The 24,394-nt window shown below is 73.1% G+C and carries 22 protein-coding genes and 1 pseudogene; 10 read left to right on the forward strand and 13 right to left on the reverse strand.

Annotation, left to right across the window (positions count from 1 at the left end):
• Window positions 1–50: 50 nt before the first annotated feature.
• The 5 genes from Q7A36_RS09950 to Q7A36_RS09970 form a co-directional block, all read right to left on the reverse strand.
• Entirely contained in the window at window positions 51–617 is a 567-nt protein-coding gene (locus Q7A36_RS09950) for a PqiC family protein (protein WP_305103535.1), read from the reverse strand.
• Entirely contained in the window at window positions 614–2,251 is a 1,638-nt protein-coding gene (locus Q7A36_RS09955) for a PqiB family protein (RefSeq protein WP_305103536.1), read from the reverse strand. The genes Q7A36_RS09950 and Q7A36_RS09955 overlap by 4 nt, the downstream gene beginning before the upstream one ends.
• Window positions 2,248–3,510, reverse strand: a complete 1,263-nt coding sequence (locus Q7A36_RS09960; RefSeq protein WP_305103537.1) for a paraquat-inducible protein A — start codon at window positions 3,508–3,510, stop codon at window positions 2,248–2,250. Before Q7A36_RS09960 ends, Q7A36_RS09955 begins: the two co-directional genes overlap by 4 nt.
• Window positions 3,511–3,847: 337 nt before the next feature.
• A complete protein-coding gene (locus tag Q7A36_RS09965) occupies window positions 3,848–4,114 on the reverse strand; it encodes a hypothetical protein (protein ID WP_305103538.1) in 267 nt (88 codons plus the stop codon).
• A gap of 294 nt (window positions 4,115–4,408) precedes the next feature.
• The gene (locus tag Q7A36_RS09970) at window positions 4,409–4,891 is read right to left on the reverse strand and encodes a peroxiredoxin (protein WP_305103539.1); all 483 of its coding nucleotides are present in this window, start codon (window positions 4,889–4,891) and stop codon (window positions 4,409–4,411) included.
• 155 nt (window positions 4,892–5,046) lie between these two features.
• Between Q7A36_RS09970 and Q7A36_RS09975 the strand changes: the two genes are divergently transcribed.
• The 3 genes from Q7A36_RS09975 (at window position 5,047) to Q7A36_RS09985 (ending at window position 7,952) form a co-directional block, all read left to right on the forward strand.
• The gene (locus Q7A36_RS09975) at window positions 5,047–5,637 is read left to right on the forward strand and encodes a YqgE/AlgH family protein (protein ID WP_305103540.1); all 591 of its coding nucleotides are present in this window, start codon (window positions 5,047–5,049) and stop codon (window positions 5,635–5,637) included.
• Window positions 5,638–5,932: 295 nt separating this feature from the next.
• On the forward strand, window positions 5,933–7,663 hold the full coding sequence (locus tag Q7A36_RS09980; protein ID WP_305103541.1) for a C1 family peptidase: 1,731 nt from the start codon (window positions 5,933–5,935) through the stop codon (window positions 7,661–7,663).
• Window positions 7,656–7,952: a protease inhibitor I42 family protein gene (locus Q7A36_RS09985; protein WP_305103542.1), complete on the forward strand. Its 297-nt coding sequence runs from the start codon at window positions 7,656–7,658 to the stop codon at window positions 7,950–7,952. Before Q7A36_RS09980 ends, Q7A36_RS09985 begins: the two co-directional genes overlap by 8 nt.
• Before the next feature lie 197 nt (window positions 7,953–8,149).
• Here the strand turns inward: Q7A36_RS09985 and Q7A36_RS09990 are convergent, their stop codons facing one another.
• From Q7A36_RS09990 to pdxR, 3 genes are all read right to left on the reverse strand, one after another.
• Window positions 8,150–9,382, reverse strand: coding sequence for a multidrug effflux MFS transporter (locus Q7A36_RS09990; RefSeq protein ID WP_305103543.1), 1,233 nt, complete (start codon window positions 9,380–9,382; stop codon window positions 8,150–8,152).
• Between the two features lie 268 nt (window positions 9,383–9,650).
• Window positions 9,651–11,399: a methyl-accepting chemotaxis protein gene (locus Q7A36_RS09995; protein WP_305103544.1), complete on the reverse strand. Its 1,749-nt coding sequence runs from the start codon at window positions 11,397–11,399 to the stop codon at window positions 9,651–9,653.
• Window positions 11,400–11,786: 387 nt separating this feature from the next.
• Window positions 11,787–13,211, reverse strand: coding sequence for a MocR-like pyridoxine biosynthesis transcription factor PdxR (gene pdxR, locus Q7A36_RS10000; protein WP_305103545.1), 1,425 nt, complete (start codon window positions 13,209–13,211; stop codon window positions 11,787–11,789).
• A gap of 100 nt (window positions 13,212–13,311) precedes the next feature.
• Here pdxR and Q7A36_RS10005 point away from each other — a divergent pair, with 100 nt between their 5' ends.
• The 5 genes from Q7A36_RS10005 to Q7A36_RS10025 all read left to right on the forward strand — a co-directional run bounded on the left by Q7A36_RS10005 (window position 13,312) and on the right by Q7A36_RS10025 (window position 18,357).
• The gene (locus tag Q7A36_RS10005) at window positions 13,312–14,040 is read left to right on the forward strand and encodes a pyridoxamine 5'-phosphate oxidase family protein (protein WP_305103546.1); all 729 of its coding nucleotides are present in this window, start codon (window positions 13,312–13,314) and stop codon (window positions 14,038–14,040) included.
• 58 nt (window positions 14,041–14,098) lie between these two features.
• Complete coding sequence (locus Q7A36_RS10010; protein ID WP_305103547.1) at window positions 14,099–15,505, forward strand: amidase family protein; 1,407 nt, start codon at window positions 14,099–14,101, stop codon at window positions 15,503–15,505.
• Between the two features lie 47 nt (window positions 15,506–15,552).
• Window positions 15,553–16,680, forward strand: coding sequence for an MBL fold metallo-hydrolase (locus tag Q7A36_RS10015; RefSeq protein WP_305103548.1), 1,128 nt, complete (start codon window positions 15,553–15,555; stop codon window positions 16,678–16,680).
• Window positions 16,681–16,774: 94 nt separating this feature from the next.
• Window positions 16,775–16,984, forward strand: coding sequence for a hypothetical protein (locus Q7A36_RS10020; protein ID WP_305103549.1), 210 nt, complete (start codon window positions 16,775–16,777; stop codon window positions 16,982–16,984).
• 146 nt (window positions 16,985–17,130) lie between these two features.
• Window positions 17,131–18,357 carry an FG-GAP-like repeat-containing protein gene (locus Q7A36_RS10025; protein WP_305103550.1) on the forward strand — a complete coding sequence of 409 codons (1,227 nt, stop codon included), beginning with the start codon at window positions 17,131–17,133 and terminating at the stop codon, window positions 18,355–18,357.
• Between the two features lie 121 nt (window positions 18,358–18,478).
• Here the strand turns inward: Q7A36_RS10025 and Q7A36_RS10030 are convergent, their stop codons facing one another.
• Complete coding sequence (locus Q7A36_RS10030; protein WP_305103551.1) at window positions 18,479–19,339, reverse strand: TIGR01459 family HAD-type hydrolase; 861 nt, start codon at window positions 19,337–19,339, stop codon at window positions 18,479–18,481.
• A 55-nt stretch (window positions 19,340–19,394) separates the two neighbouring features.
• The gene (locus Q7A36_RS10035) at window positions 19,395–20,462 is read right to left on the reverse strand and encodes a quinone-dependent dihydroorotate dehydrogenase (protein ID WP_305103552.1); all 1,068 of its coding nucleotides are present in this window, start codon (window positions 20,460–20,462) and stop codon (window positions 19,395–19,397) included.
• 193 nt (window positions 20,463–20,655) lie between these two features.
• Here Q7A36_RS10035 and Q7A36_RS10040 point away from each other — a divergent pair, with 193 nt between their 5' ends.
• The gene (locus Q7A36_RS10040; protein ID WP_305103553.1) at window positions 20,656–21,573 is read left to right on the forward strand and encodes a DMT family transporter; all 918 of its coding nucleotides are present in this window, start codon (window positions 20,656–20,658) and stop codon (window positions 21,571–21,573) included.
• Window positions 21,574–21,585: 12 nt separating this feature from the next.
• On the opposite strand, the gene Q7A36_RS10045 is transcribed toward Q7A36_RS10040, so the two are convergent.
• Window positions 21,586–21,969, reverse strand: coding sequence for a DUF952 domain-containing protein (locus Q7A36_RS10045; protein ID WP_305103554.1), 384 nt, complete (start codon window positions 21,967–21,969; stop codon window positions 21,586–21,588).
• 589 nt (window positions 21,970–22,558) lie between these two features.
• Here Q7A36_RS10045 and Q7A36_RS41570 point away from each other — a divergent pair.
• Window positions 22,559–23,362: pseudogene (locus Q7A36_RS41570) on the forward strand (FG-GAP repeat domain-containing protein); the annotation flags it as partial.
• A gap of 29 nt (window positions 23,363–23,391) precedes the next feature.
• Here the strand turns inward: Q7A36_RS41570 and Q7A36_RS10055 are convergent.
• Both Q7A36_RS10055 and Q7A36_RS10060 read right to left on the reverse strand, forming a co-directional pair.
• A complete protein-coding gene (locus Q7A36_RS10055) occupies window positions 23,392–23,988 on the reverse strand; it encodes a cell wall hydrolase (RefSeq protein ID WP_305103555.1) in 597 nt (198 codons plus the stop codon).
• Window positions 23,985–24,335, reverse strand: a complete 351-nt coding sequence (locus Q7A36_RS10060) for a hypothetical protein (RefSeq protein WP_305103556.1) — start codon at window positions 24,333–24,335, stop codon at window positions 23,985–23,987. The genes Q7A36_RS10055 and Q7A36_RS10060 overlap by 4 nt, the downstream gene beginning before the upstream one ends.
• Between the last annotated feature and the right edge of the window lie 59 nt (window positions 24,336–24,394).

Genomic DNA, 24,394 nt, shown 5'->3' on the forward strand with positions numbered 1-24,394 from the left:
TTTCTTCGGGACAATAGGCGTTGTCGGTGCCGCAGCCGCCGCAACGCCCGTCACCCCCCGCGCAGCATCCCCGCCACCGCATCCGCAAGCTGTGCCAGCGCCGCGCTCATCGCCGCCACCATCGCTGGTGTCCCGTCGCCCGCTGCCGGCAGGCTCAGCCGCAGCGACCGCGTCCTCGTCCCCTCCCTGCGGCCGCTGCCGCGCCGCACCGCCACCTGCGCCAGCAGCGTCACCCTGCCGGCCGCATCGGCGTCGAAGCGCTGCACGTCCAGCTCCACCACCCCGTCGGCATCGGCCGAGAGCCCGCCCGCCTCGGTGAAGACCGTGCTGCCCGGCAGGCGCTGCGTCAGGTTCTCGGCCAGCACCCGGCCGAGCATGTCGGCGAAGGGCTCCGCCCAGCGCTCCGCCCCCGCCAGCCCCACCTGGTAGGGCCCCGCCGCGCGCACGATCTCCGGCCGGTCGAGATAGCCGGCCAGGCCCGGGCGCCGCAGCTCGATCGTCCGCGGCCCGCCCGGCCGCGCCTCCCCCGGCAGCGGCGCGAGCGTGAAGAGCCGCGGCTCCGGCGAGCGGGCGCAGGCGCCGAGCGCCAGCGCCGCGAGCAGCCCCCGCCGCCTCACCGGAAGGCCTCCCCGCTGCGGCCGCGCAGCAGCGCCTCCGGGTGCCTGTTCAGGAAATCCGCCAGCAACCGTATGGAGCGCGCCGCGTCGTTCGCCTGCTCGAGCATCCGCTGCGCCTCCCGCCGCACCGCGCTGTCCTGGCCATAGCCGCGCTCGGCCGAGCCGAGCAGCGCCGTCGCCCGCGTCAGCGCCTCGTTCATCCGGGCCAGCGTGCGCGGCAGCTCCGCCATTGCCGGGGCAAGCCCCTGGTTGGCCTGCCGCAGCACCCCCTGCGCCTCCTCCATCGTGCCGGTGGCCGCCCGCAGCGCGGCGCCGAGATCCGCCGCAAGGCGGTCGAGTGGCAGGGCATTCACCTTGTCCGCGATCGAGGTCAGCGAACTCGTCAGGTCGTCGAGCCCGCCGCCCGCCGTCGGCAGCACCGGCACCTCGCCCTCGAAGCCCGGCTCGGCCGGCGGGGCGGCGGGATTGAAGTCGAGCGCCACGAGCTGCTGCCCGGTCAGCAGGCTGGCGCTGGCCAGCCGCGCCCGCAGCCCGCCCGCCACCAGCCGCCGCGCCGCCTCCGGCACGTCCTTCGGCGGCGGCGCATCCGGGCCCATGAAGCGCTCCGGCTGGATCTCGATCCGCACGCGCACCCGCGGCCGCTGCCCGCGCGCGAGATCCTCGGTCAGCCCCACCTCCGTCACCGTGCCGATCTGGATGCCCAGCATCTCCACCGGCGCGCCGGGGGCGAGGCCGCGGGCGGCGCTGTCGAAATAGGCCAGCGCCGCGACGCGCTGGCGATAGCCGGCGGCGCGCGCCTCCTCCTGCGAGCGGTAGAGGCGGAAGCGGCCATCCTCCGGCGCCGGCTGGTGCTGGCCGTCGACCGAATCCTCGAAGGCGATGCCGCCGGCGAGCACGGCTTGCAGCGATTCGAGCTCCACCCGCACCCCCTCCGCCCCGACCCGCACCGCGACGCCGGAGGCGTTCCAAAAATGCGTGCCGCCATTGATCAGCCGGTCATAGGGCGCGCGGACGAAGGCATTGATCGTCACCGGGCCGCGGCCATCGTCCGGCAGGTCGTAGCCCAGCACCTCGCCGACCGTGATGTCGCGGTAGAAGATGGGCGAGCCGCTGGCGAGCGAGCCGATGCGGTCGGCGGTGATGTGCACCGTCCGCCCCGGCTCGCCCGAGCGCACGCCGGGCGGGGAATCGAGGCCGGTGAAGGCCCGCCGCACCGTCCCACCGGGCTGGCCGGGATCGAGCTCGATGAAGGCGCCGGAGACCAGCGTCTCCAGCCCCGAGACATTGCCCGCCGTCACCCGCGGCCGCACCACCCAGAAGCGGGCGCGGTCGGTCAGGAAGGGCTCGGCATCGCGCGACATGCGCAGCGTGGCGACGACATGGTCGAGGTTCTCCGTCAGCCGCACGCCCTCGACGGTGCCGAGCTCGACCGCCTTGTGCCGCACCTTGGTCTGGCCCGCGGTCAGCCCGTCCCCGGTCTGGAAGGTGATGGTGATCTCCGGCCCGCGCTGGGACAGCGTCCGCCAGGCGAGCCAGCCGGCGATGCCGGCGGCCACCACCGGGATCAGCCAGATCAGCGACCAGCGGCCGCGCGGGGCGAGCCGCGCCTCCGGCATCGCGTCATGCCCGCTCATGCCGCGCCGCCCCGCCGCTCCGCGGCATCCCAGACGAGGCGCGGGTCCAGCCGCTCCGCCGCCAGCATGGTCAGCACCACCACGGCGGCGAAGGCGAGCGCGCCGAGCCCCGGCGTCACGGTCGCCAGCACGCCCGCCTGCACCAGCGCGACCAGGGTCGCCAGCATGAAGACGTCGATCATCGACCAGCGCCCGACCGCCTCCACGATGCGGTAGAGCCGCATGAGGTCCCGCAGCCGCCCCCGGGCCCCGCGGCGGGAGGCGACGAGCAGGAGGCCGAGGCCCGCGAGCTTGAGCACGGGGACGGCGATGGAGGCGACGAAGACCAGCAGCGCGAGCGGCCAGAGGCCGGCGCTGACCAGGTCCTCCGCCCCGCCGAGGATGGTGTGCGGCGCGCCGCGGCCGAGATAGGTGACGGTCATCACCGGATAGGCATTGGCCGGCAGGTAGAGGATTGCCGCCGCGGCCACCAGCGCCCAGGCCTGGCCGACGCTCCCCGGCCGCCGCCGGTGCAGCCGCGTCGCGCAGCGCGGGCAGCGCGCGCCCTCCGCCGCCCGGCTCACCAGCCCGCAGCCGGTGCAGGCGATGAGCTGCGGGCCGGCGAGCGGCCGGCGCGCGGCGGTGCAGCCGCGCCGCTCCAGCGCCTGCCAGACGGCATGGCCGTCCTGTGCCGCATCGGCCGCGCACATCGCCAGCATGACGGCGCCGAGCGCCCAGAGGGCCGGCCCGACCTCGACCTCGGCCAGCGCGACGAGGCGGGTGTAGGCGACGAAGACGCCGAGCAGGAAGACCTCCGTCATCGCCCAGGGGCGGAGCGCTGCCTGCCAGCGATAGGCCAGGTAGAGCCGCCGCGGCGGCGCCGGCAGCCGCAGGCCGAGCAGCACGGCGAGCAGCAGCAGCAGGCGCAGCACGGGCAGCAGCACGACGGTGGCCGCCGTCAGCGCCGAGAGCTCCCAGAAGCGGTAGCGGTCGAAGGCGAGGGGGAGGGTGGCGAGCGTCGTCGCCTCCCCCCGGCCGCGGATGTCGATGGCGAGCAGGGGGAGGGAGAGGGCGACGAGGGCGAGGAGGAGGGCGGCGAGGATGAGGGCGAGCGGCGCGCCGAAGGGGTCCCGCCGCTGGCGGCGGAGCACCGCGTCGCAGCGCAGGCAGCTTGCCGCGGCGCGGGGCGGCAGGGCGCCCGGCAGGCGCTGGAAGAGGCCGCAATCGGGACAGCCGGCGAGGTGCGGGAGGCCGAGCGGCGGCGCGGGCGGGGTGGTCATGCCGGGCGAAGCGCCGACGGGGAGGATTCGTTGCGCGGTGGGTGGGTGACGAGCGCGCGGGCGGGGGTGAGGCCGTCCTGTGCGGGATCGTCTGCGGGCCTTGTCAAGATCGCCACTCGATCTGTCGGACGGTGTCCGATCAGGGCGGATGTGCGGCCCTCATCGGTCCATTCCGGCCGAGGAGCGCCGCGCCGTCATGGCGCGACTCTTCGCTGGGCTGGTTCCGCCGATCTGCCGACACAGGTGCCGATCACCATCAGATCAGATACTGCCCAGGTCGTGCTGGGTGCTGCGATCACCTCGGCCAATCGGTCGCTTGCATGTCCAGACCATTGAGCTAGCCCCGCATGAGCCGCCGCGCATTGGCCCGCACCCGCCGGTGCGCCGGGGCCAGCGCGGCCTCGATCACCGCCGGCGCCGCGGCGCCGGCCAGCACGGCATTGCCCGCCGCCATGGCGCCGGCCGCGAAGGCCTTCTGCTTTTCCAGCGCATAGGAGGTCAGCCTTGCCTGCGCCGCCGCCGGCTCGGTCCAGAGCTGCAGGCTGCGCAGGGTGAAGACGAAGGCGGTCTGCCAGGCGAGGGTCGCAGTGGTGAAGGGGTTCAACGCCGTCGCTCTCCGGATGGGGCGGCCGACAGAACGCGGCCGGCGCACCGCGGGATGCCATGCGCCGACACAGTATAACGGCTGCGCGACCTATGGTCAGTCAAAATTGTGCAGTGCAACATAAAGCTCCGGTCGAGGCCGAGTCGCCGGAGGTCCGGCGCGTGCCGGGACCGGCGCCGAGGCCCCACCGGGCGCCCGCCGGCAGGCGTGGCGATGTCGGCGGCGCGCATCGAGCCCCGGAGCCGGCAGCCGGGGCGCCGCCGGCGGGCCGCCAGGGACGACGGCCCTGGCCCTTTACAGGGCGCCGAGGACCGCCTCCGCCCGGCTGACCTCGAAGGCGCCCGGCGCCTCGACCGCGATATGCGTCACCTTGCCGTCCTTGGCGACGAGCGCGAAGCGCTGGCAGCGGATGCCGAGGCCGCGGGCGGTCAGGTCGAGCTCGAGGCCGAGCTTCTTGGTGAACTCCGCGCTGCCGTCAGCGATCATCGCCACCTTCCCGGCGACGCCCTGGTCCTTGCCCCAGGCGGCCATGACGAAGGCGTCGTTGACCGCCATGCAGGCGACCACCTCGGCGCCCTTCGCCTTCAGCGCCTCGAAATTATCGACGAAGCCCGGCAGGTGCTTGGCCGAGCAGGTGGGCGTGAAGGCGCCCGGCACGCCGAACAGCACGGCGGTCTTGCCGCCGAACAATTCCTCGGTGCTGGTCTCCTTCGGCCCTTCCGGCGTGCCGAGCATGAGCTTCGCGGACGGGATGCGGTCGCCGACCTGGATGGTCATGGGTGGTCCCTCCCTCGTTGGGGTGCCGTCGCATGTAGTCGCTTCCGCCTCCCCTGTCACCGCGCCGTGCCGCCGATGAAGAGACGCGGCGCGGCCGGCATGGGCTGCTTGCGCCGGTGCCCCGCCACGGCCATCTTGCCCGCATGGCAAGACGCGTGCGCCCCGAACCGGCAAAGGCCTCCTCCGCGGAGGCGGGCTACCTTGGCGGGCAGGTGCTGATCGCCATGCCCAGCATGCAGGACCCGCGCTTCGCGAAGTCCGTCATCTGTCTTTGCGCCCATTCCTCCGAGGGTGCGATGGGCATCGTGCTCAACCGCCCGCTCGAGGGCATGTCCTTCGACGAACTCCTGGCCCAGCTCGGCCTCAAGCCCGTGCCGCCGCAGCGGCGCATCCGGCTGTGCCAGGGCGGCCCGGTGGATGGCGGCCGCGGCTTCGTGCTGCACACGCTCGACTGGTCCAACGACCAGTCGCTGCGCGTCACCGAGGATCTGGGGCTGACGGCGAGCGTGGACATCCTCTCGGCCATCGCCGGCGGCGGCGGGCCGCGGCAGGGGATCCTCGCGCTCGGCTATGCCGGCTGGGGCCCCGGGCAGCTCGAGGACGAGATCCAGGCGAATGCCTGGCTCTCCGTGCCGCCGGACGAGGGCCTGCTGTTCGGTGAGGATGGCGACCGGAAGTGGTTCCAGGCCATGGCCAAGCTGAAGGTCGATCCGCTGCTGCTCTCGGGCGCGGCCGGGCACGCCTGAGCCGCCCGATGACCGAAGGGCCGGATGGCCCGGAGGTCTGAATCGGCTCGCCCACCATACAAGCCGGCCCGATGGCCGCAGCGCCCGCAGGGCGTGGAGGCCTGAATCGGCCTGCCTATCGGACAAGGGCGGCAACCATTCCTGATCGGGGCCGGCACGGGTCCGACAGCGTGCACAATCGTTGTACGACCTGTGCGGGCAGGCACAGTACAGGACGTCCTCGCGCCAAATACAGATTTGGCATTTCCACAGCATGCAATCCTCCGGCGCTGGCAAAAGACAGGAGGATGTCGCCGTGTCGGATCCCCAGGTTGCATCGCTTGCCCAGGCCCTCAGTCAATCGAATGCCCGATGGCAGGCGCGCAACACGCCCCTGACCACCATGCCGGACGACCTGCGCCGCCGCCGCCTCGGCGTGGTGGTGGACCAGGCCTCGCTCGCCGCCGCCATGGCGCCGAAGCCGGCCCTCGCGGCGCTCGCCGCCGGCGCGCTCGGCTTCGACCCCGCCGTCGACTGGCGCAACCGCAACGGCCGCAACCACATCACGCCGGTGAAGGACCAGGGCAATTGCGGCTCCTGCGTCTCCTTCTGCTGCGCCGCGCTGGTGGAGGCCATGGCCTCGATCGAGCATGGCCAGGCCCTCGACCTCTCCGAGGCCGACCTGCATTTCTGCTCCTCGCACGGCGCCAATTGCGGGGGATGGTGGCCGGACCAGGCGCTCGGCCAGATCCAGTCGCGCGGCATCCCCGACGAGGCTGCCTTCCCCTATGCCTCAGCCTTCGAGGGCGGCGCGCCGCATTGCCACCTCGCCCCGGACCGCGACGCGCGGGCGGTGAGGATCACCTCCTTCGGCAGCCTCGCCGATGCCGATGCGCGCAAGCACCATCTCTCCACGGTCGGACCCTGCTCGGCCATCCTGCACGTCTTCAACGACTTCTTCTCCTATGGCGGCGGCGTCTACCACCATGTCTCGGGCACCGAGGCCGGCCTGCACTGCGTCGAGGTCATCGGCTATTCCGAGGCCGACCGCTGCTGGATCTGCAAGAACTCCTGGGGCCCCGGCTGGGGCGATGCCGGCTTCTTCCGCATCGCCTATGGCGAATGCGGCATCGACACGGAATTCCCCTTCTTCTGGGGCACCGGCACGGTGCTGCCCGTGCATCGCGGCTGGTCGAACTGGGTGCCGCTCGGCGCGCCCGCGGGCGGCTTCACCGGCGCGCCCTCGGTCATCTCGCGCAACAGCACGGTCTGCAACATCTATGTCCGCGGCAGCGACAATGCGCTGTGGCAGAAGGCCTGGTTCAACAATGCCTGGCACGACTGGGGCCGGCACAACGACGGCGGCGTGCTGGCCTCGGAACCCGCGCTCGGCTCCATGGGCCCGAACCACGAGCACGTCTTCATCCGCGGTACCGACAACCAGGTCTGGCAGAAGTTCTGGACGGCGGAGAAGGGATGGTCCGGCTGGTTCGCCCTCGGCGCCCCGCCGGTCGGCTTCCAGGGCGCGCCCGCGGTCATCTCGCGCAACAGCACGGTCTGCAACATCTATGTCCGCGGCAGCGACAATGCGCTGTGGCAGAAGGCCTGGTTCAACAATGCCTGGCACGACTGGGGCCGGCACAACGACGGAGGCGTGCTGGCCTCGGAACCCGCGCTCGGCTCCATGGGCCCGAACCACGAGCACGTCTTCATCCGCGGTACCGACAACCAGGTCTGGCAGAAGTTCTGGACGGCGGAGAAGGGCTGGTCCGGCTGGTTCGCGCTAGGCGCCCCGCCGGTCGGCTTCACCGGGGCTCCGGCGGTCATCTCCCGCAACAACACGGTCTGCAACATCTATGTCCGCGGCAGCGACAACGCGCTGTGGCAGAAGGCCTGGTTCAACAATGCCTGGCATGACTGGGGCCGGCACAACGACGGCGGCGTGCTGGCCTCCGAGCCGGCGCCCGGCTCCATGGGCCCGAACCACGAGCACGTCTTCGTCCGCGGCACGGACAACCAGGTCTGGCAGAAGTGGTGGAATGGCTGAGCAGCGCCAGGTGTCCCTCGACCTCTCCGTCGGCGAGGTCGGGGCGGTGCCGCTGGAGCGGCAGGGCACCGCCGGCTATGACTGGCAGGTCACGCAGATCCCGCCGGGCATCGCGGATGTGGCGATCGAGCCGCGGGCCGGCGGCGCCGCGGCGGTCGGTGCCGCGACGCTGGAGACGCTGCGGCTGCGCCCGACGGCGCCCGGCGAGCATGACCTAGTGCTGACGCTGCGCCGGCCCTGGGAGAGCGCGCCGGTGCAGGTGCTGCACGTCATGGTGCGGGCGCGGTAGGGCGGTCCGCCGCGGGGCGGAAGACCGGGAGCAGCGGATCGGCCTGTGGTCATGGGCGCGATCCGCTGCAATGCCCGCCCGGCCGGCCTTCGCCTAAGCAGGCTTTCGCGGATTGGGCCACACTTCGTGCGGCCCAACTTCTTCAAGTGAAAGCCTGCTTAGGGTTTTGTTGCAGCGCAAACCCCCAAGGGGTTTGCTTAGCCGCCGTGCCGCCGGGCGTAGCGCAGCGCCGCCTGCGCCCCGAGCGCGCCGGCCAGCATGCAGGCGCCGCTGGCGATGCCCGCGCCGCCCTCCAGCGAGCCGGCCAGCACCGTCGCCAGCGCGCCCGCGCCCATCTGCAGCGCGCCGATCAGCCCGCTCGCCGTGCCGGCCAGCATCGGCCGCACGCTGACCGCGGCCGCGATCGCGCTCGGCTGCGTCATGCCGTTGCCGAGCGCGACGACCGCCATGGGCAGGAAGAAGGAGAGCAGGCTCGGCGCCACGGCCAGCGGCAGGACGAAGGCGGCGAGGCCGCCCGCCGTCGTCACCGCCGTGCCGACCAGCAGCATCCGCGCCGTCCCCAGCCGCCGCACCAGCCGCGCCGCGGTGAAGGTGCCGCTGCTCCAGCCGGCCGAGATCGCCATCATCGCCAGCGCATAGGTGGTCGGCGCATGGCCGAGGCCCTGCACCACCACGACGGGCCCGCCGGCGGCGAAGGAGAAGAACATCGAGGTCGCGCAGGCGGTGATGCCGCAATAGGCCCGGAAGACCGGGATGCGCAGCAACGTGCGGTAGGCGCCGAGCATGCCGCCGAGGCCGGGCAGGGGCGCCGGCTGCGCCAGCGTCTCCGGCAGCTTCGCGCGCACCGCTAGCAGCAGCGGCAGGCCGAAGCCGAGGCAGGCCAGCATGGTCGCCCGCCAGCCGAGATGCGCATGCAGCAGCGAGCCGATGATGGGCGAGAGCATCGGCGCGACCGCCATGGCGGTGGAGACATAGCCGAGGACGACGGCCGCTTCCTCCCGCGGGTAGCTGTCGCGGATCATGGCGCGGCCGAGCACGAGCCCGGCGCAGCCGCCGACCGCCTGCAGCACCCGCGCCGCGATCAGCCAGCCGGCCGAGGGCGCCAGCGCCGCGGCGACGCTGCCGACGAGGTAGATCACGAGGCCGCCGAGCAGCAGGTTCTTGCGGCCGAAGCGGTCGGAGAGCGGACCGTAGCCGAGTTGCGCGACGGCGACGCCCGCGAGGTAGAGCGTCAGCGTGAGCTGGATGGTGGAATAGGGCACCGCGAGCGCCGCGGCGAGGACCGGCAGGCTCGGGATCAGGATCTGCATGGTGAAGGGGCCGAGGCCGGTCATCGCCACCAGCAGCCAGGTGGCGGGCTTCGGCCGGGCCGCGGGCGCGGCCTGGAGAGGCGGGGCGAGGTCGCCCTCCGGGAGGTCGCGCGGGCTCATGCGGGGCGGGTTGTAGGACGGCCGGGCGGTTGCGGGAATGGTACGGCGCGCGGCGCGGCGGGCCGGATGGTGCGGGAAAGGGATGACGGCGCCCGGGTGGGCCGTCCCCGGCGGCACTCCGGGCATCGCTGCCAGCGGAGTCTTGCCAGCGGACTCTTGATGGTCCGGGACTGCGATGCCCGGCAGTCCCCGGAGGGCGGTGGCCGGACCCATGCCGGAGCCGGCAGGCACATCGGCGCCCGCCAGGTGGCAGGCGCCGCAATCCTGCTCAGGCCGCTCTCGCGCCCTCCGTCCTGCCGATGTCCGAGAGGAAGCTGCCGATCTCCTGGTCGAGGGTCTTGGCCTGCCGCCCGAGTTCCTCGGACGCGGTGGCGACCTCGCCGGCGGTGGTGCGGGCCTCGCCGGCGGCACGGCTGACCGCGCCGATCGCGCCCGAGACGCTCTGCGTGCCGGCCGCGGCCTGCTGCACGCTGCGGGCGATCTCCGAGGTCGCCGAGCCCTGCTCCTCGACGGCGGCGGCGATGGTGGCGGCGATCTCGCTCACCTCGGCGATGCGCGTCCCGATCGCCTGGATCGCGCCGACCGCGTCGCCGGTGGCCGACTGCATCGCCCCGACCTGGGCCGCGATCTCCTCGGTCGCCTTGGCGGTCTGTGCCGCGAGGTTCTTGACCTCGGAGGCGACCACCGCGAAGCCCTTGCCGGCCTCGCCGGCCCGCGCCGCCTCGATGGTGGCGTTGAGGGCGAGCAGGTTGGTCTGGCCGGCGATGGTGGTGATCAGGCGCATGACCTCGCCGATGCGCTGGGCGCCCTCGGCGAGGCCGCGGACGACCTCGTCGGTGCGCCGCGCCTCGGCGACGGCCTGGCCGGCGACCTTGGAACTCTGGGAGACTTGGCGGGTGATCTCGGCGATGGAGGCGGAGAGTTCCTCGGCGGCGGCGGCCACCGTCTGGACATTGGCGCTGGTCTGCTCGGCGGCGGCGGCGACCGCGCCGGCGCGCTCGAGGGTGCCCTCGGCGCTGCCGGCCATGGCGCGGGCGGTGCCCTGAAGCTGCAATACCGCCGCCGCGACCGCCTCGACGGTGCGGCGCACCTTGGTCTCGAAGCCGCGCAGCAGCGCGGCCAGCCGGTCCGCCCGGGCTGCCTTCGCCGCCTGCTCCGCCGCCTGTTCCGAGGCCAGCCGATCGGCCTCGCGTAGGCCATTGCGGCACTCGTCGAGGGCGCGGGCGAGGTCGCCGATCTCGTCGCTCCGGAGAGCGCAGGGCAGGTCGAAGCCGTAGTCGTGTCGTGCGAGCTGCCGGGTGACGCCCGCCAACCGGATGACGCGGGCGATCACGTTGCTGTTCAGCCAGGCAGCGGCAGCGAGGGTCAGGCCCGTGGCCGCCAGCGAAACCAGGCCGATGATCCAGAGCGAAAACTGGTAGGCTTCGCTCCCCCGATCGGCGGCCGCTTTGCCGGAGCGCTCGTTGAAATCGGCATCGGCCATAATCGCGGCGCGCAGGCGGTCGAACACCGTCCGGCCCTCACCCATGAAGAGTGCCGCCGCCGCGGCGGTGTCGCCACCCCGCACGAGATCGGCAACGCGCCGGCTGAGGGCGCTGTAATCCTGCCAGGCCTGCCCGATGGCGGCCGCGAGGGCCTGCTCCTCACCGGCCGACACGAGCGATCGGTAGTCCGACCAGAAGCGCTCGACCTCCGCCTCGGTGGTCACGAGGGCCTTCGCCAGACTTTCCCCGCGTTCGGGATCGGTGTTCAGGAGCGCGAAGGCCTGAACCTGGCGGTACCGGGTGGCCCGCTCGCCCAGCCGGCCGAGTACGCTGACGCTCGGCAGCCAGTTGTCTCGCACCTCGCGTGCACGGGAGTCGAGGCTGCCGAGCTGCAGGACGGCAAAGCCGCCCATCACGATGACCGCCAGGAGTAGCGCGCCGAACGCGGCCATCAGCTTGGCACGGACGCCAAACCCTTGGCGCCCGGGAGGAGGCGACGAGGCCGCGTGAAAGGCCGGGGAGGCGTAGGTCATGCAGGGATTCCAGATGAGAAGCAGATCCGGAGCGGAAGGCTCGTGACTGGACCCATCTAAATCGACGCGATACCGGGTCGCCTACCGCAATCTCAGGGTGTGGTGCCTGGATTTGCGGGTCCGGCTCCCGGATCCGGCACCGGCGACGGACGGGCTGCCGGTCCAGGCCCGCCGAGGGCTGCGGTGCATCGCGGGCGGTCCCTCGCCACCGGGCGGGGCGCCTTGCATGTCGGGCGAGCCGATCCGGACCTTCGGGCTATCCGGGGCACCCCACGAAGCGCTGCTTCGTGGGGACCCCTCCGGCCCTTCGGTCATCGGCACGCCTTGTATGATGGGCGAGCCGATTCAGACCTCCGGGCCATTCGGCCCTTCGGTCATCCGCACGCCTCACCCCCTGACCGCCTCCGCCAGCCGCCGCGCCGCGCGCCGCAACTCCGGCGGCCCATATCCCGAGAACCCCAGCATCAGCCCCTGCAGCGGCGGCGCCGCGAGGAACATCGGGCTGACCGGCCGCGCCACGACCCCGCGCCGCGCCGCCGCCTGCGCCACCGCCAGGTCGCTCCGCCCGCCGTGCAGCCGGGCCACCAGCTTCAGCCCCTGCTCGGGCGCCTCGACCTCGAGGATGTCGCCGGCCTCCGCCCGCAGCGCCTCGACCAGCGCGTCCCGCGCCGTGCGGTACTGCAGCCGCATGCGCCGGAGGTGCTGGGCGAAATGCCCCTCCGCCAGGAGATCCGTCACGACCCCTTCGGTCAGCGTCGCCGGATGCCAGTCCGTGCGCAGCCGTGCCTCCCGCACCGGCCCGAGCAGCGCCGGCGGCAGCACGCAATAGCCGAGGCGGAGGCCGGGGAAGAGCACCTTGCTGAAGGTGCCGACATAGATGACGCGCCCCGCCTCATCGATGCCCTGCAGGGAGGCGAGCGGGCGGCCGGCGTAGCGGAACTCGCTGTCGTAGTCGTCCTCCAGCAGGAAGGCCCCGGTGCGCCGCGCCCAGGCCAGCAGCTCCAGCCGCCGCGCCATGGAGAGCACGCTGCCGAGCGGGTATTGCGAACTCGGCGTGACATAGGCGAGGCGCGCCTCCGGCGCCGCGGCGATTCCGGCGGCGACATCCAGCCCCTGCGCGTCCACCGGCACCGGCACCAGCCGCGCGCCGGCCGCCGCCAGCGCGGTGCGCAGCGCGGGATAGCAGGGATCCTCCAGCCAGACCGGGTCACCCGGCCGCAGCAGCACGCGCAGCACCAGGTCGATCGCCTGCTGCGCCCCGGTGGTCACCACCACCTGGTCCGGGTCGCAGCGCACCGCGCGGGCGGCCCGCAGGTAGTCGGCGATCGCCACCCGCAGCGCCCGGCTGCCGCTCGGGTCGCCATAGCCGAACATGGCGGGGTCCGGTGCCGCGAGCCGCTTCAGCGTCAGGCGGCGCCAGACCCGCTGCGACCGGTCGTCCCAGCCGGTGCGGCCGGTGTTGAAGGGGCGGGTCGACAGGTCGTCGAGTGCCGGCCCCTCGACGGGCGGCGGCACGGGCGGCGCGGGCGGGGGCGGCTCCGGCGCCTCCGGCAGGTCGCGCGAGACATGCGTGCCGGCGCCGACCCGCCCCTCGACGAAGCCTTCGGCGAGAAGCTGTTCATAGGCCACGACCACGGTATTGCGGGCGAGGCCGAGCTGCTGCGCCAGGGCCCGGGTCGGCGGCAGCCGCGCCCCGGGCGGCAGGGCGCCCGAGAGGATGGCGCCGCGCAGCGCCAGGTAGAGCTGCCGCAGCACCGGCACGCCGGAGCCGCGGTCGGGTGGCGGCAGCATCAGCTCGACGGCATGGGCCATGGCGGATTGGACCAGCGCTTGCGGCCCCGATTGGCCCTCGCGCTGGTCCAATCATGGTGCTGTCATGATCCCGCCCGCAACACCTTCCGCCGAGTGCCCGATGCCCGACACCGCCCTGCCGCCCGACAGCTACCCCGTCTCCGAGCGGAACAAGGTCCGCCGCCTGCATGAGCGCGGGCGCTACGACCGGGCCTCGGTCCACGCCATCCTCGACGCCGCGATGATCGCCCATATCGCCTATGTCATCGACGGCCAGCCCTACTGCACCCCGACCGCCTTCTGGCGGGAGGGCGACACGCTCTACTGGCACGGCTCCTCGGCCAGCCGGATGCTGCGCGCGCAGAAGGGCGGCCTGCCGGTCTGCCTGACCGTGACGCATCTCGACAGCCTCGTCCTTGCCCGCTGCGGCTTCAACCATTCGGTCGACTACCGTTCGGCGATGTGCTTCGGCACCGCGCGCATCCTGGAGGATGCGGCGGAGAAGGCGCGGGCGCTGGATGCGATGATCGACCGCTTCTACCCCGGGCGCGCGCAGGAGTTGCGGCAGAGCACGGCGCAGGAGCTGAAGGCCACCACCGTCATCGCCATGGAAATCGAGGAGGCCAGCGGCAAGGTCCGCAGCAAGGGCGTGGCCGACGAGGAGGAGGACTACGCGCTGCCGATCTACGCCGCGCGCTATCCGGTGACGCTGGTGATCGGCGCCGCCGAGCCCTGCCCGCGCATGCCGGCGGGCGTGCCCCTGCCGGAGGGGCTGCAGGGCTTCACCCCGGGCCGGCGCCTGGACGCGCTGATGCTGGAGAACCAGCAGAAGGCCTATGGCGGGGAGTAGCCGCGCCGGCCGGACGCCCCGACTGGACGCGTAGACCGGGGCGCGCGATGGTCGGCGCATGCCGACGACCGATCTCGCCACCGCCTCCGCCACCGAGCTTGCCGCGCTGGTCCGCGCGCGACAGGCCTCCCCCGTCGAGGTGACGGAGGCCGTGCTCGCCCGCATCGCCGCCTGGGAGGGGCGCCTGAACGCCTTCGTCGCGCTGGACGCGGAGCGGGCGCGGGCGGCGGCGCAGGCGGCCGAGGCGGCGGTGATGCGCGGCGATCCGCTCGGCCCGCTGCACGGCGTGCCGGTCACCATCAAGGACATGCAGGCGGTGGCCGGCCTGCCGACCCGGCGCGGCTCGCGCCTCTCCGACGCGACGCCCGCCACGGCCGATGCGCCGCTGGTCGCCCGGCTGCGCGCGGCGGGCGCCGTCATCCTCGGCAAGACCACCAGCACGGAGCAGGGCTGGACCGCGGTCAGCCACAACCCGCTGACCGGCGCGACGCACAACCCCTGGCAGCACGGCATGACCTCGGGCGGGTCGTCGAGCGGCGCGGCGGCGCTCTGCGGCGCGGGCTGCGGGCCGCTGCATCTCGGCACCGACGGCGCCGGCTCCATCCGGCTGCCGGCGCATTTCTGCGGCGCGGTCGGCTTCAAGCCGACCTATGGCCGCGTCCCCTATGCGCCGGTGCCGAACAACGGCGCGCTGTCGCATGCCGGGCCGATCACTCGCAGCGTCGCCGATGCGGCGCTGATGTTCTCCGTCATGGCCGGGCCGCATCCGCTGGACCACACGACGCTGGGCGAGACCTTTCCGGGCGGGGTGCCGACGGACGGGCTGCGAGGCCTGCGCATCGCCTATAGCCCGGACCTGGGCCATGCGAAGGTCGATCCGGAGGTCGCGGCGCTGGTCGCCGATGCGGTGCGCGCCCTGGAAGCCGCGGGCGCCGTCGTGGAGCAGGTGACGCCGCCCTGGGGCCCGACCGGCCCGGCGCTCGAGCGCGAGATCTGGGGCGCCGCCATGCGCCCCTTCCTGCCGCGCGACGCGGCCGAGGCGGCGCAGATGGACCCCGGCCTGGTCGCCTGCACCGAGGCCTACCGCGACTTCGGCTTCCTGCAGGGCCATGCCGCGCAGGGCCGCCGCTTCGCCTATGCGGCGGCGGTGAATTCCTGGTTCGAGGAGGCGGGGTTCGACCTGCTGGCGACGCCCGCCGCCTCTGTCGCCGCCTTCCCGGTCGGGCTGCAGCGGCCGCCGCACTGGGAGCAGCACGCCTGGGACTGGCTGGTCTGGGCGGAGTTCTCCTATCCCTTCAACCTCTCGCATGGCCCGGCGGTCGCGCTGCCCTGCGGCCGGACCGCGGCGGGCCTGCCGGTCGGGCTGCAGCTTGCCGGCCCGCGCCTCGCCGACAGCCTGGTGCTGCGCGCCGCGGCGGGGTTCCTGGAGGCAAGGCCCTTCGCGCCCGGCTTTTCATCCTTGTAGCCGAATCAGTTTCGGTCCCGTATGCTGCGCCGCGAAGGAGGACCGCCATGAACCGCCTCTCCCGCCGCCGCCTGTTGCAGGGCAGCGCCGCCGCCGGTCTCGCCTGCACCGGCTTCGTCCGCGACGCCGGCGGCGCCGAGGTGCCGCGCATCGAGGCGCCGGTGGTCGACAGCCTCTCCATCCAGGTGGTGACCGACGGCAACCACGACATCTTCATCAGCGGCGCCCAGGTGCCCGGCATCCGGATCGAGCGCGTGCGCGGCTTCAACGGCCCGAAGGAACGCCGCGTGCTGCGCAGCGAATGGGGCCTGTCGCTCTGGCTGACCTCGGCGAAGGGCGGCGAGGAGAAGCGGATCCTGCTCGACTACGGCTGGACCGGCGAGACCATCAACAACAACCTCGACCTGCTCGGCCTCGACCCCGCGACGCTCGACGCGCTGGTGGTCAGCCATGGCCATCTCGACCATTTCGGCGGGCTGGAGGGCTTCCTCGAGAAGCACCGGCCGCGGATGAAGGGCGACCTGAAGCTCTATCTCGGCGGCGAGGACGCCTTCTGCCAACGCCTCTCGCCCGCGGGCAACGGCGCCTTCGCCAGCTTCGGCCGCTTGGACCGCGCCATGTTGGCCGCGGCGCGCGTCACGCCGGTGCTCAGCGAGGACCCGCTGGTGATCGAGGGCCATGCCTTCACCACCGGCGCGGTGCCGCGGGTGAGCCAGGAGCGCGTGCTGCCCAACAGCTACGTCGTCTTCGGCCAGCAGGACGGCGCCGGCTGCGACGTGAGCAAGTATGCGGCGCACCACTTCACCCCGGCCGAACTCGCGGGCCAGCCGGTCCCGGACCAGCACCTGCACGAGCACGCCACCTGCTACCACCTGAAGGGCCGCGGCCTCGTCGTCATCACCTCCTGCGGCCATGGCGGCATCCTCAACACGATCCGCCGCGCCCGCGCGGTGACCGGCATCGAGAAGGTGCATGCGCTCGTCGGCGGCTTCCACCTGGCGCCGGCGCCGCAGGACTACCTGGACCGCATCATGGCGGAGCTGAAGCAGCAGGACGTCGACTACGTCTTCCCCATGCATTGCAGCGGGCCCAACTTCCTTGAGGCCGCGAAGCGCGAGATGCCGCAGGCGCTCGTGCTCTGCACCACCGGCAGCCGCTTCGCCTTCGGCGCCTGACGGCGGCGGCGCAGCCAGGCGTGATCCCGCCGCCTTGAACTGCGGCGCCGCGCCGCCGGGTCTATGGGATGTGCCTCAAGGAGGGACGTCCCGCATGAAGCAGCACCTCACCAACAACCTCTGGCTCTGGGCGGGCCTCATGGCCGGGCTCGCCGCCGTCGCCGCCATGGCCCGCGCGCGCATCGGCCTCGGCTACCACCTCGGCGACCTGGCCGCCCTCGCGCTCATGGCCAGCGCGACCTTCGTGATCATGATCAGCCAGCGCCATGGTCCGCAGCCCGGGGCGGAGGAGGATGGGCCCTGAATCTCCCCTGATCGTGATGTCTTGCGTCTGCAACAGGTACGTGATGGCGCCGTTCCGCCCGAACGGCGGTGTGGGCGGGGGCCTGCGCCGCCGACTGGCATGACGATGCCGCAGGCGGCGCCGCCTGCGCGGCAAGGGGGGAAGACATGGCGCTGGTCCTCGGGACGGACATACGGGACACCCTCGCGGGCGGGACGGGCGGCGATCTGATCGTCGGCGCGGGGGGCGACGACTACCTCATCGGCGGGCCCGGCGCCGACACCTTCGCCTTCGCGCCCGGCGACGGGCTGAACTGGATCGACGGCTTCACGCCCGGCACGGACAAGCTGCTGCTCGGCGGCGGCATCACGCCCGGCGATGTCAGCGTGCAGCCCTTCACGCTGGAGGGCGTGCCGGGCCTGGTGGTGTTCTACCATCCCGGCACCTTCGAGGACGCCTTCCTCGCCAATGTCTCGGCATTGCAGGCGAACGACATCGTCTATGAGGCGCTGCCGCCGGTCTATTTCGCGCCGCCGGCCGGCAATACCAATGGCGATGCCTTCGGCGACATCCTGCTGCAGACCGGCTTCGGCACGCTGGTGAACTGGATGATGAACGGCCCGACCGTCGGCGGGGCCAGCATCCTCGGCGACCCGCCGGCGGGCTACGAGGTCGCCGGCCAGGGCGACTTCAACGGTGACGGCCGCACCGACCTGCTGCTCCGCAACGATGCCGGCACCCTGGTGGAGTGGCAGCTCAATGCCGCCGCCACGCCGGTGCAGGCGACGGTCGCGGATCCCGGCGCCGCCTGGCGGGTCGAGGCCGTCGCCGATTTCAGCGGCGACCGCCAGGCGGACATCCTGCTGCGCAACATCGATGGCTCGCTGTCCGTCTGGCAGATGAATGGCGCGGCGGTCGCCAATACCGCGATCATCAGCAATCCCGGCAATGCCCAGGCCGTGGTCGGCTATGGCGACCTGACCGGCGACGGGAAGGCGGACATCCTGCTGCAGGGCACCGACGGCGCCCTGACGCTCTATGTCATGAACGGTCCCGCGATCGCCACGTCGCAGCCCTTCGGCAATCCGGGCGCGGGCTGGAAGGTGATCGGCATCGGCGATTTCGACGGTGACGGCCGCAACGACATCCTCCTGCAGGGGACCGACGGCTCCCTCTCCGACTGGAACATCGTGGCCGGCACGGTCAAGCTCGTCGGCAATCCCGGCCTCGGCGCGCATGTCGCGCATACCGGCGACTACACCGGCGACGGACGGGCCGATATCGTCCTGGCGAACCAGGACGGCACGCTCTCGCTGTGGGAGCTGAACGGCAATGCGGTCGTCAGCGCCCGGCTGGTCTCGCCCAACCCGCAGCCGGACTGGCACATCGTCTGAGCAAACCCCTCGGGGCTTGCGCTGCAACACAACCCTGAGCAGGCTTTCGCTTCAAAGGGCTGGGCCGCACGACGTGTGGCCCAGCCCGCGAAAGTCTGCTTGGGCGCGGGCGCGGGCGCCGCTACCAGCGCAGCGCCCGGAGCGCGGCGACCGGCTCCACCCCCTCGCTGCGCGCGACCTCGCGCAGCAGGTCGGGCGAGGGATCGTCGCCATGCGCATGCTGCGCGAGGCCGGTCAGCGCCCAGAGCGCGTCCAGCCCCGCCGCCTGCGCGCCGGCCAGGTCGGTATGCGGCGTGTCGCCGATCGCCACCACGCGGCGGCGGTCGGTGATGCCGAGCAGCTCCAGCACCGGGTCGTAGACGGCGGGGTCGGGCTTGCCGACCTCGAAGATGTCGCCGCACATCGGCTTGTAGAGGTCGGCCAGCGCGCCGGCGCAGATCAGCCGGTCGTTGCCCACCATCACGTGCCGGTCCGGGTTCACGCAGAGCATCGGCAGCCGGTAGCGCGCCGCCGCCTCCAGCGCCGGCATGTAGGCCGAGGCGTCGTGCGAGCCGCGATCGGGATCGGGGCCGGTATTGAGCAGGAAATCGGCCTCGGCCGCATCGGCGACCAGCTCCGCCGCGCCCTCCTCGGCGACCGAGAGGTCGCGCTCCGGCCCGATATGGAAGGCGCGCGGGCCGAGCCGGGCGAACCAGGGGTGGTCCTTCCGCTTCAGCATCCGCCAGGCGATCTCGCCCGAGGAGATGATGCCGTCATAGAGCGCGCGGTCGAGCCCCATGCGGTCCAGCATGCCGGCGATGAACCAGGACCGGCGCGGCGCATTGGTCAGGAAGACGATGCGCTTGCCGCCCGCCTTCAGCCGGCCGAGCGCCTCCGGCACGCCGGGATAGGGGCGCTGGCCGTCATGCACCACGCCCCAGAGGTCGAGGACGTAGCCGTCATAGCGGTCGGCAATCGGCGCGATGCCGTCCAGGATGTCCATGCGTGTTCCTTTCCTGCCGAGGCTGTCCGGACGGGGGGCGAATGGCCGGTCCGGGTTACCCGGCCGTGGACGCCGCCCCGGTCCCGACCGCCTCGGCGACATGGGTGAAGCCCTCGCGCCGCAGCAAGGCGGCGAGCTCGGCCTTGATGCGGGGGATCAGCGCCGGGCCGCCATAGGCGAAGCCGGTATAGAGCTGCACCAGCGAGGCGCCGGCCTTGATCTTCTCGAATGCCTCTACGCCCGTCGACACGCCGCCCACGCCGACCAGCGCCAGGCGGCCGCGCGCGAGGCGATGCGCCTGGCGCAGCATGGCGGTCGAGCGGGCGAAGACCGGCGGGCCGGAGAGGCCGCCCGTCTCGGCGCGGTGCGGGCTGCGCAGCGTCTCCGGCCGGGCGATGGTGGTATTGGCGATGATCAGCCCGGCGACGCCGCGCGCCGCGCATGCCTCGACGATCGGGCCGAGCGCATCCTCGGCGAGGTCGGGCGCGATTTTTACGAGTAGCGGCGGGCCGGAGGCCTGCCGGACCGCGGCGATGGCGTCGAGGATCTCGATCAGCCGCGCCTCCCCCTGCAGGTCCCGCAGGCCGGGCGTATTGGGCGAGGAGACGTTCACCGTCACGTAGTCCACCAACGGCGCGAGGGCGGCATAGAGCGCCGGATAGTCCCGCGCCGGATCGGCGCCTTCCTTGTTCACCCCGATATTGCCGCCGAGCACCGCCGGCAGCGGCCGGGGCAGGGCGGCGAGGCGCGCGCGGTAGGCCTCGAGCCCCGCATTGTTGAAGCCCATGCGGTTGATGACCGCGCGGTCCTCCTCGAGCCGGAACAGCCGCGGTCGCGGATTGCCCGGCTGCGGCCGCGGCGTGACGGTGCCGCATTCCACGCAGCCGAAGCCGAGGCGCATCAGCGGCAGCACCGCCTCGGCATTCTTGTCGAAGCCGGCGGCGAGGCCGATGGGGTTGCGGAAGGAGAGGCCGAAGGCGGTCGTGGCCAGCACCGGATCCTCCGGCCCGGTGTCGCGGCCGGCGAGGCCGGCGCGCAGGCCCCGCAGCGCCAGGCCATGCGCCGTCTCGGCATCGAGGCTGCGCATCAGGGGCATGAGGGCGGAGGCGAGGCGGGGCGTCATCGCGCGGGTCAATGCCGCAGGACGGCGCGGAAGGGAAGGCGGGGGGCCGGCTGGCCGGGCCGCGCGCGCCCGACCGTCGCGCAATCCACCCCTGCGCCGCGCAGGCTCGGCAAGCCCGGCGCCTTCTGCGATATGTCCGGGCGACACCGCGACGCGCTCCGACGGCGCGCAACGACGACCGGGAGGAAGGCGCGTGAAGGGTCCGGCCCTGCTGCTGGCAGGCATCCTGTTTTTCAGCCTGCTGGATGCCAACAGCAAGCTCCTCTCCGGCCACTATGCCGTCGGGCAGGTGATCGCCCTGCGCTTCGCCGTGCTGGTGCCGCTTTTCCTCGTGGCCCGCGCGCTGCGCCCCGGCTTCGGCGGGCCGCTCGGCACGAGGCGGCCCGGGCTGCATGCCCTGCGCGTCGCTGCCATGATGGTCTCGGCCGCCAGCTTCTTCCTCGGCTTCCGGCACCTGCCGCTGGCCGAGGGCTACCTGGTCTTCTTCACCGCGCCGCTCATCACCCTCGCCCTCTCGGCCCTCGTGCTGAAGGAGGCGGTGCCGCGCGCCGCCTGGCTGTGGTGCCTTCTCGGCTTTGCCGGGGTGGTGCTGGCGGTCGCGCCGCGGCTCGGCGGCGGCGGCGGGCCGCTCGCGGGCTATCTCGCCGTCATGACCGGCACCCTCGCCTTCTCCGTCACCCAGACGGTGAACCGGCGGCTGCGGGCGGAGCCGGGGCTGGTCGGCGTGGTGCTCTGGCCCGGCCTGGTCGGGCTGCTGGTCTTCGGGCCGCTGGCGCTGCGGGACTGGGTGCCGCCGCCGCCGGCCGACCTCCTGCGGCTCGGGCTGAACGGGCTGCTGGCCGGCGGGGCGGTGGTGCTGGCCGCCGCCGCCTACCGGCATGCGGATGCGGCGCGGCTCGGGCCCTATGGCTTCGCGGCGCTGCCCGTCTCGGTCGCGCTCGACATCGCCCTGTGGGATGTCTGGCCGGACCCCGCGACGCTGGCCGGCGGCGCCGTGGTGGTCTTCGCCTGCCTGATGAGCGAGCGGGCGCGCCGGACCGCGGCGGCACCCCTGGCCGTCCCGCCCCGGCGCGAGCCCGCGGCCGCCCTGCGGCGCATCCCGGAAGGCTGAGCGTCCGGGCGCTCAGGGGATCTCCGCCGGGAAGACGTGTCGCCCCTCCGCATCGAGCGGCAGCGGCGCGACGGAGCGGACCTTCGCCACCGGCAGCGCGCCGTAGAGATGTGGGAAGAGGCCGGGGCGGCTGCCGCCCTTCGCGGGCTCCCAGACCAGCGCCTCGCCGAGCGCCGCGGCCTCGACCGCGACCAGCAGCAGGTCGCGCTCCCCCGCCCGGTGCTTCGCCGCGCTGGCGCGAAGCTGCGCCGCGGCGGAGAAGTGCAGGAAGCCGTCGCGCCGGTCGTCGGCGCTGCCGCGATACTCGCCGAGCCGTTCCGCCGCCTGCCAGTCGGCGGCGCGGACCATGGTGTAGATCAGGTCGTCCATGGCGCCGGTGTAGCGGCGCCGCGCCATGGCCGGAACACCGCCCGCCCTCACCGGGGGGCTGTCCCGTTCGCGCCGGCGCTTGGGTGGTCGTGTCCGGCAAAGCGGTAATGGTTTCCGGACCTATGCTGTGAGTGCCAAATAAAGATCAAAGTCGATTTGGCGAAAATGCCAGCTTCCCCATCACAGATGCTTTGGATTGCGCTGCGGTCCATTGGCCGTTTCAGGCGAAGGTCTGACATGATGGTCATCCGGCCGGGGGCCAGCGGCGGCTCCGGCGGCCATCGCACGGGAGCAGCGCGGCATGGCGGAGGAATACGGCAGGTGGATCATCGGCTCGGTCTACCGGGACATCCTCGGTGCCGACGACCCGCCCGGCGCACCGCCCCGGGGCGACCTGATCATCGCCGGGCCGGGCAATGACTTCCTGATCGGCGATGTCGGCGCCGATCTGTTCGGCTTCAACCCGGGCGACGGGCTGGACTACATCGCCGACTTCACCCCGGGCGAGGACAAGCTGCAGTTCGGCAGCGGCCTGACCGCGGCCTCGCTGACCATCCGGCAGGAGGCGATTTTCGGCATCCCGGGCACCAGCATCTACTACGACGGGCCGAACGGGATGAACTCCATCGTGCTGCGCGACGTCACCGCGCTGCAGCCGGGCGACATCGTCTTCGGCGACCTGCCGGCCCGCGTCATCGAATACCCGCGCGGCGACCTGAACAACGACGAAAGATCCGACCTGCTGCTGCGCGGCCCGGACGGCACGGTGGCGCTGTGGCGCCTGGACGGCACGACAGTCGCCGACCGCTCCACGGTCGGCATGGCGAGCGCCGACTGGAGCGTGGTCGGCACCGGCGACTTCAATGCCAACGGCACGCAGGACCTGGTGCTGCAGCAGCAGGCCGGGCCGCTGCTGGACTGGAGCCGCGCCTTCAGCGGCGCCGTCACGCCCTTCCCGCTGCCCGATCCCGGGCCGGGCTGGCGCGCGCTGCAGACCGGGCATTTCGACGACGACCCGGCGGCCGACCTGCTGTTCCAGCACGCCGATGGCCGCGTGGCGATCTGGTTCATGGGCGGCTGGCAGAACCCGGACGGCACCGTTGCCGCCATGGCGGATGTCGGCAATCCCGGCGCCGCCTGGAAGGTGGCGGGCGTCGGCGACTTCAACCGGGACTACAGGACCGACATCCTGCTGCAGGACACGAACGGCACGCTGGTGCAGTGGCTGATGGACGGCGCCGCCGTCACGGCCGCGACCACCCTCGGCAGCCTTCCCGCCGGCACCAGGGTGGCGGGCACCGGCGACCTGGACGGCGATGGCCGGGATGACATCCTGCTGCGCCAGGCCGATGGCAGCCTGACGCTCTGGAGCATGAACGGCGGAACGGTCACCGCGACGACGCCCATCGCCAGCCCCGGACCTGACTGGGCGGTGGCCGCGACCGGCGATTACGACGGCAACGGGCGCGACGACATCCTGCTGCGCAATACCGACGGCGCGCTCTCGGTCTGGCTGATGGAGGGGGCGCGCGTCGCCACCGCCGCCATCATCGGCAATCCCGGCACCGACTGGCAGGTGGCCTGAGCCGGCTCGGGCGCTTCCTCCAGCCGGTAGAAGACCAGCCCGCCGATCTCGGCCAGCGGCACCCGGCCCAGCGCCCAGCCGGGCAGCGTCTCCGCCGCGTGCCAGTGGGTCGCGCCGCCGGTCGGGTCCGGCAGCGCGCCGGCCATCGCGCGGGCCGCGACGCGGCGGCAGATGGCGAGTGGGGAATCCTCCTGCCGTGCCGCCTCCAGCAGCGCCGCGCGGCGCGGGTGCCGCGGCCGCCAGCAGGCGAAGAGGAAGGGCGCGCGGCAGGCGAAGGCCAGCAGCCGCGGCCAGGGCTCCCGCGCCGCGGCGCCCGGCGCGAAGCGGGCGCGTGCGGCCGCATCGCCCATGGCCAGCCGCGCGCGGTTGACCACCAGCGCGGCCAGCGCCTCGATCGCGCGGACGGGACGGTCGCCGGCCTCGGCCCGCAGGGTCAGCGCCAGGATCTCGGCCGCGGTCACGACACGTCCTCCCCCACCACGCCCCCGAGGGACCTTGCGTCGCGCAGGCGCGGCACCGCCATCTGGTGGCGCTTCACCTCCTCCAGCTTCTCCTCGATCCGCAGCAGGTGCTGCGACAGGCGGCGGTCCACGTCGCGGATCAGCGACAGCGGCACATAGGCGCGCGCCACTTCCAGCTTGAACTCCGCCAGCTCGTCGCGCGTGCGCGTCACCACGTCGCTCTCGCGCTGGTCGCTGCGCTCGATCCGCTCCTGCAGGTCCCGCCGCAGGCCGTGGATCATGGTGAAGAGGGCGGCGACGATCGGGGCCTCGATCGCCGTGATCCACCAGCTCGCCTCGATCTGCATGGCTTCTCCGCTGCCTCCTTGAAGGGATGGGCCGGCACGACCACCCTTGCGGGCGATGC

The organism is Paracraurococcus lichenis, assembly GCF_030657435.1.
Lineage (GTDB): Bacteria > Pseudomonadota > Alphaproteobacteria > Acetobacterales > Acetobacteraceae > Paracraurococcus > Paracraurococcus lichenis.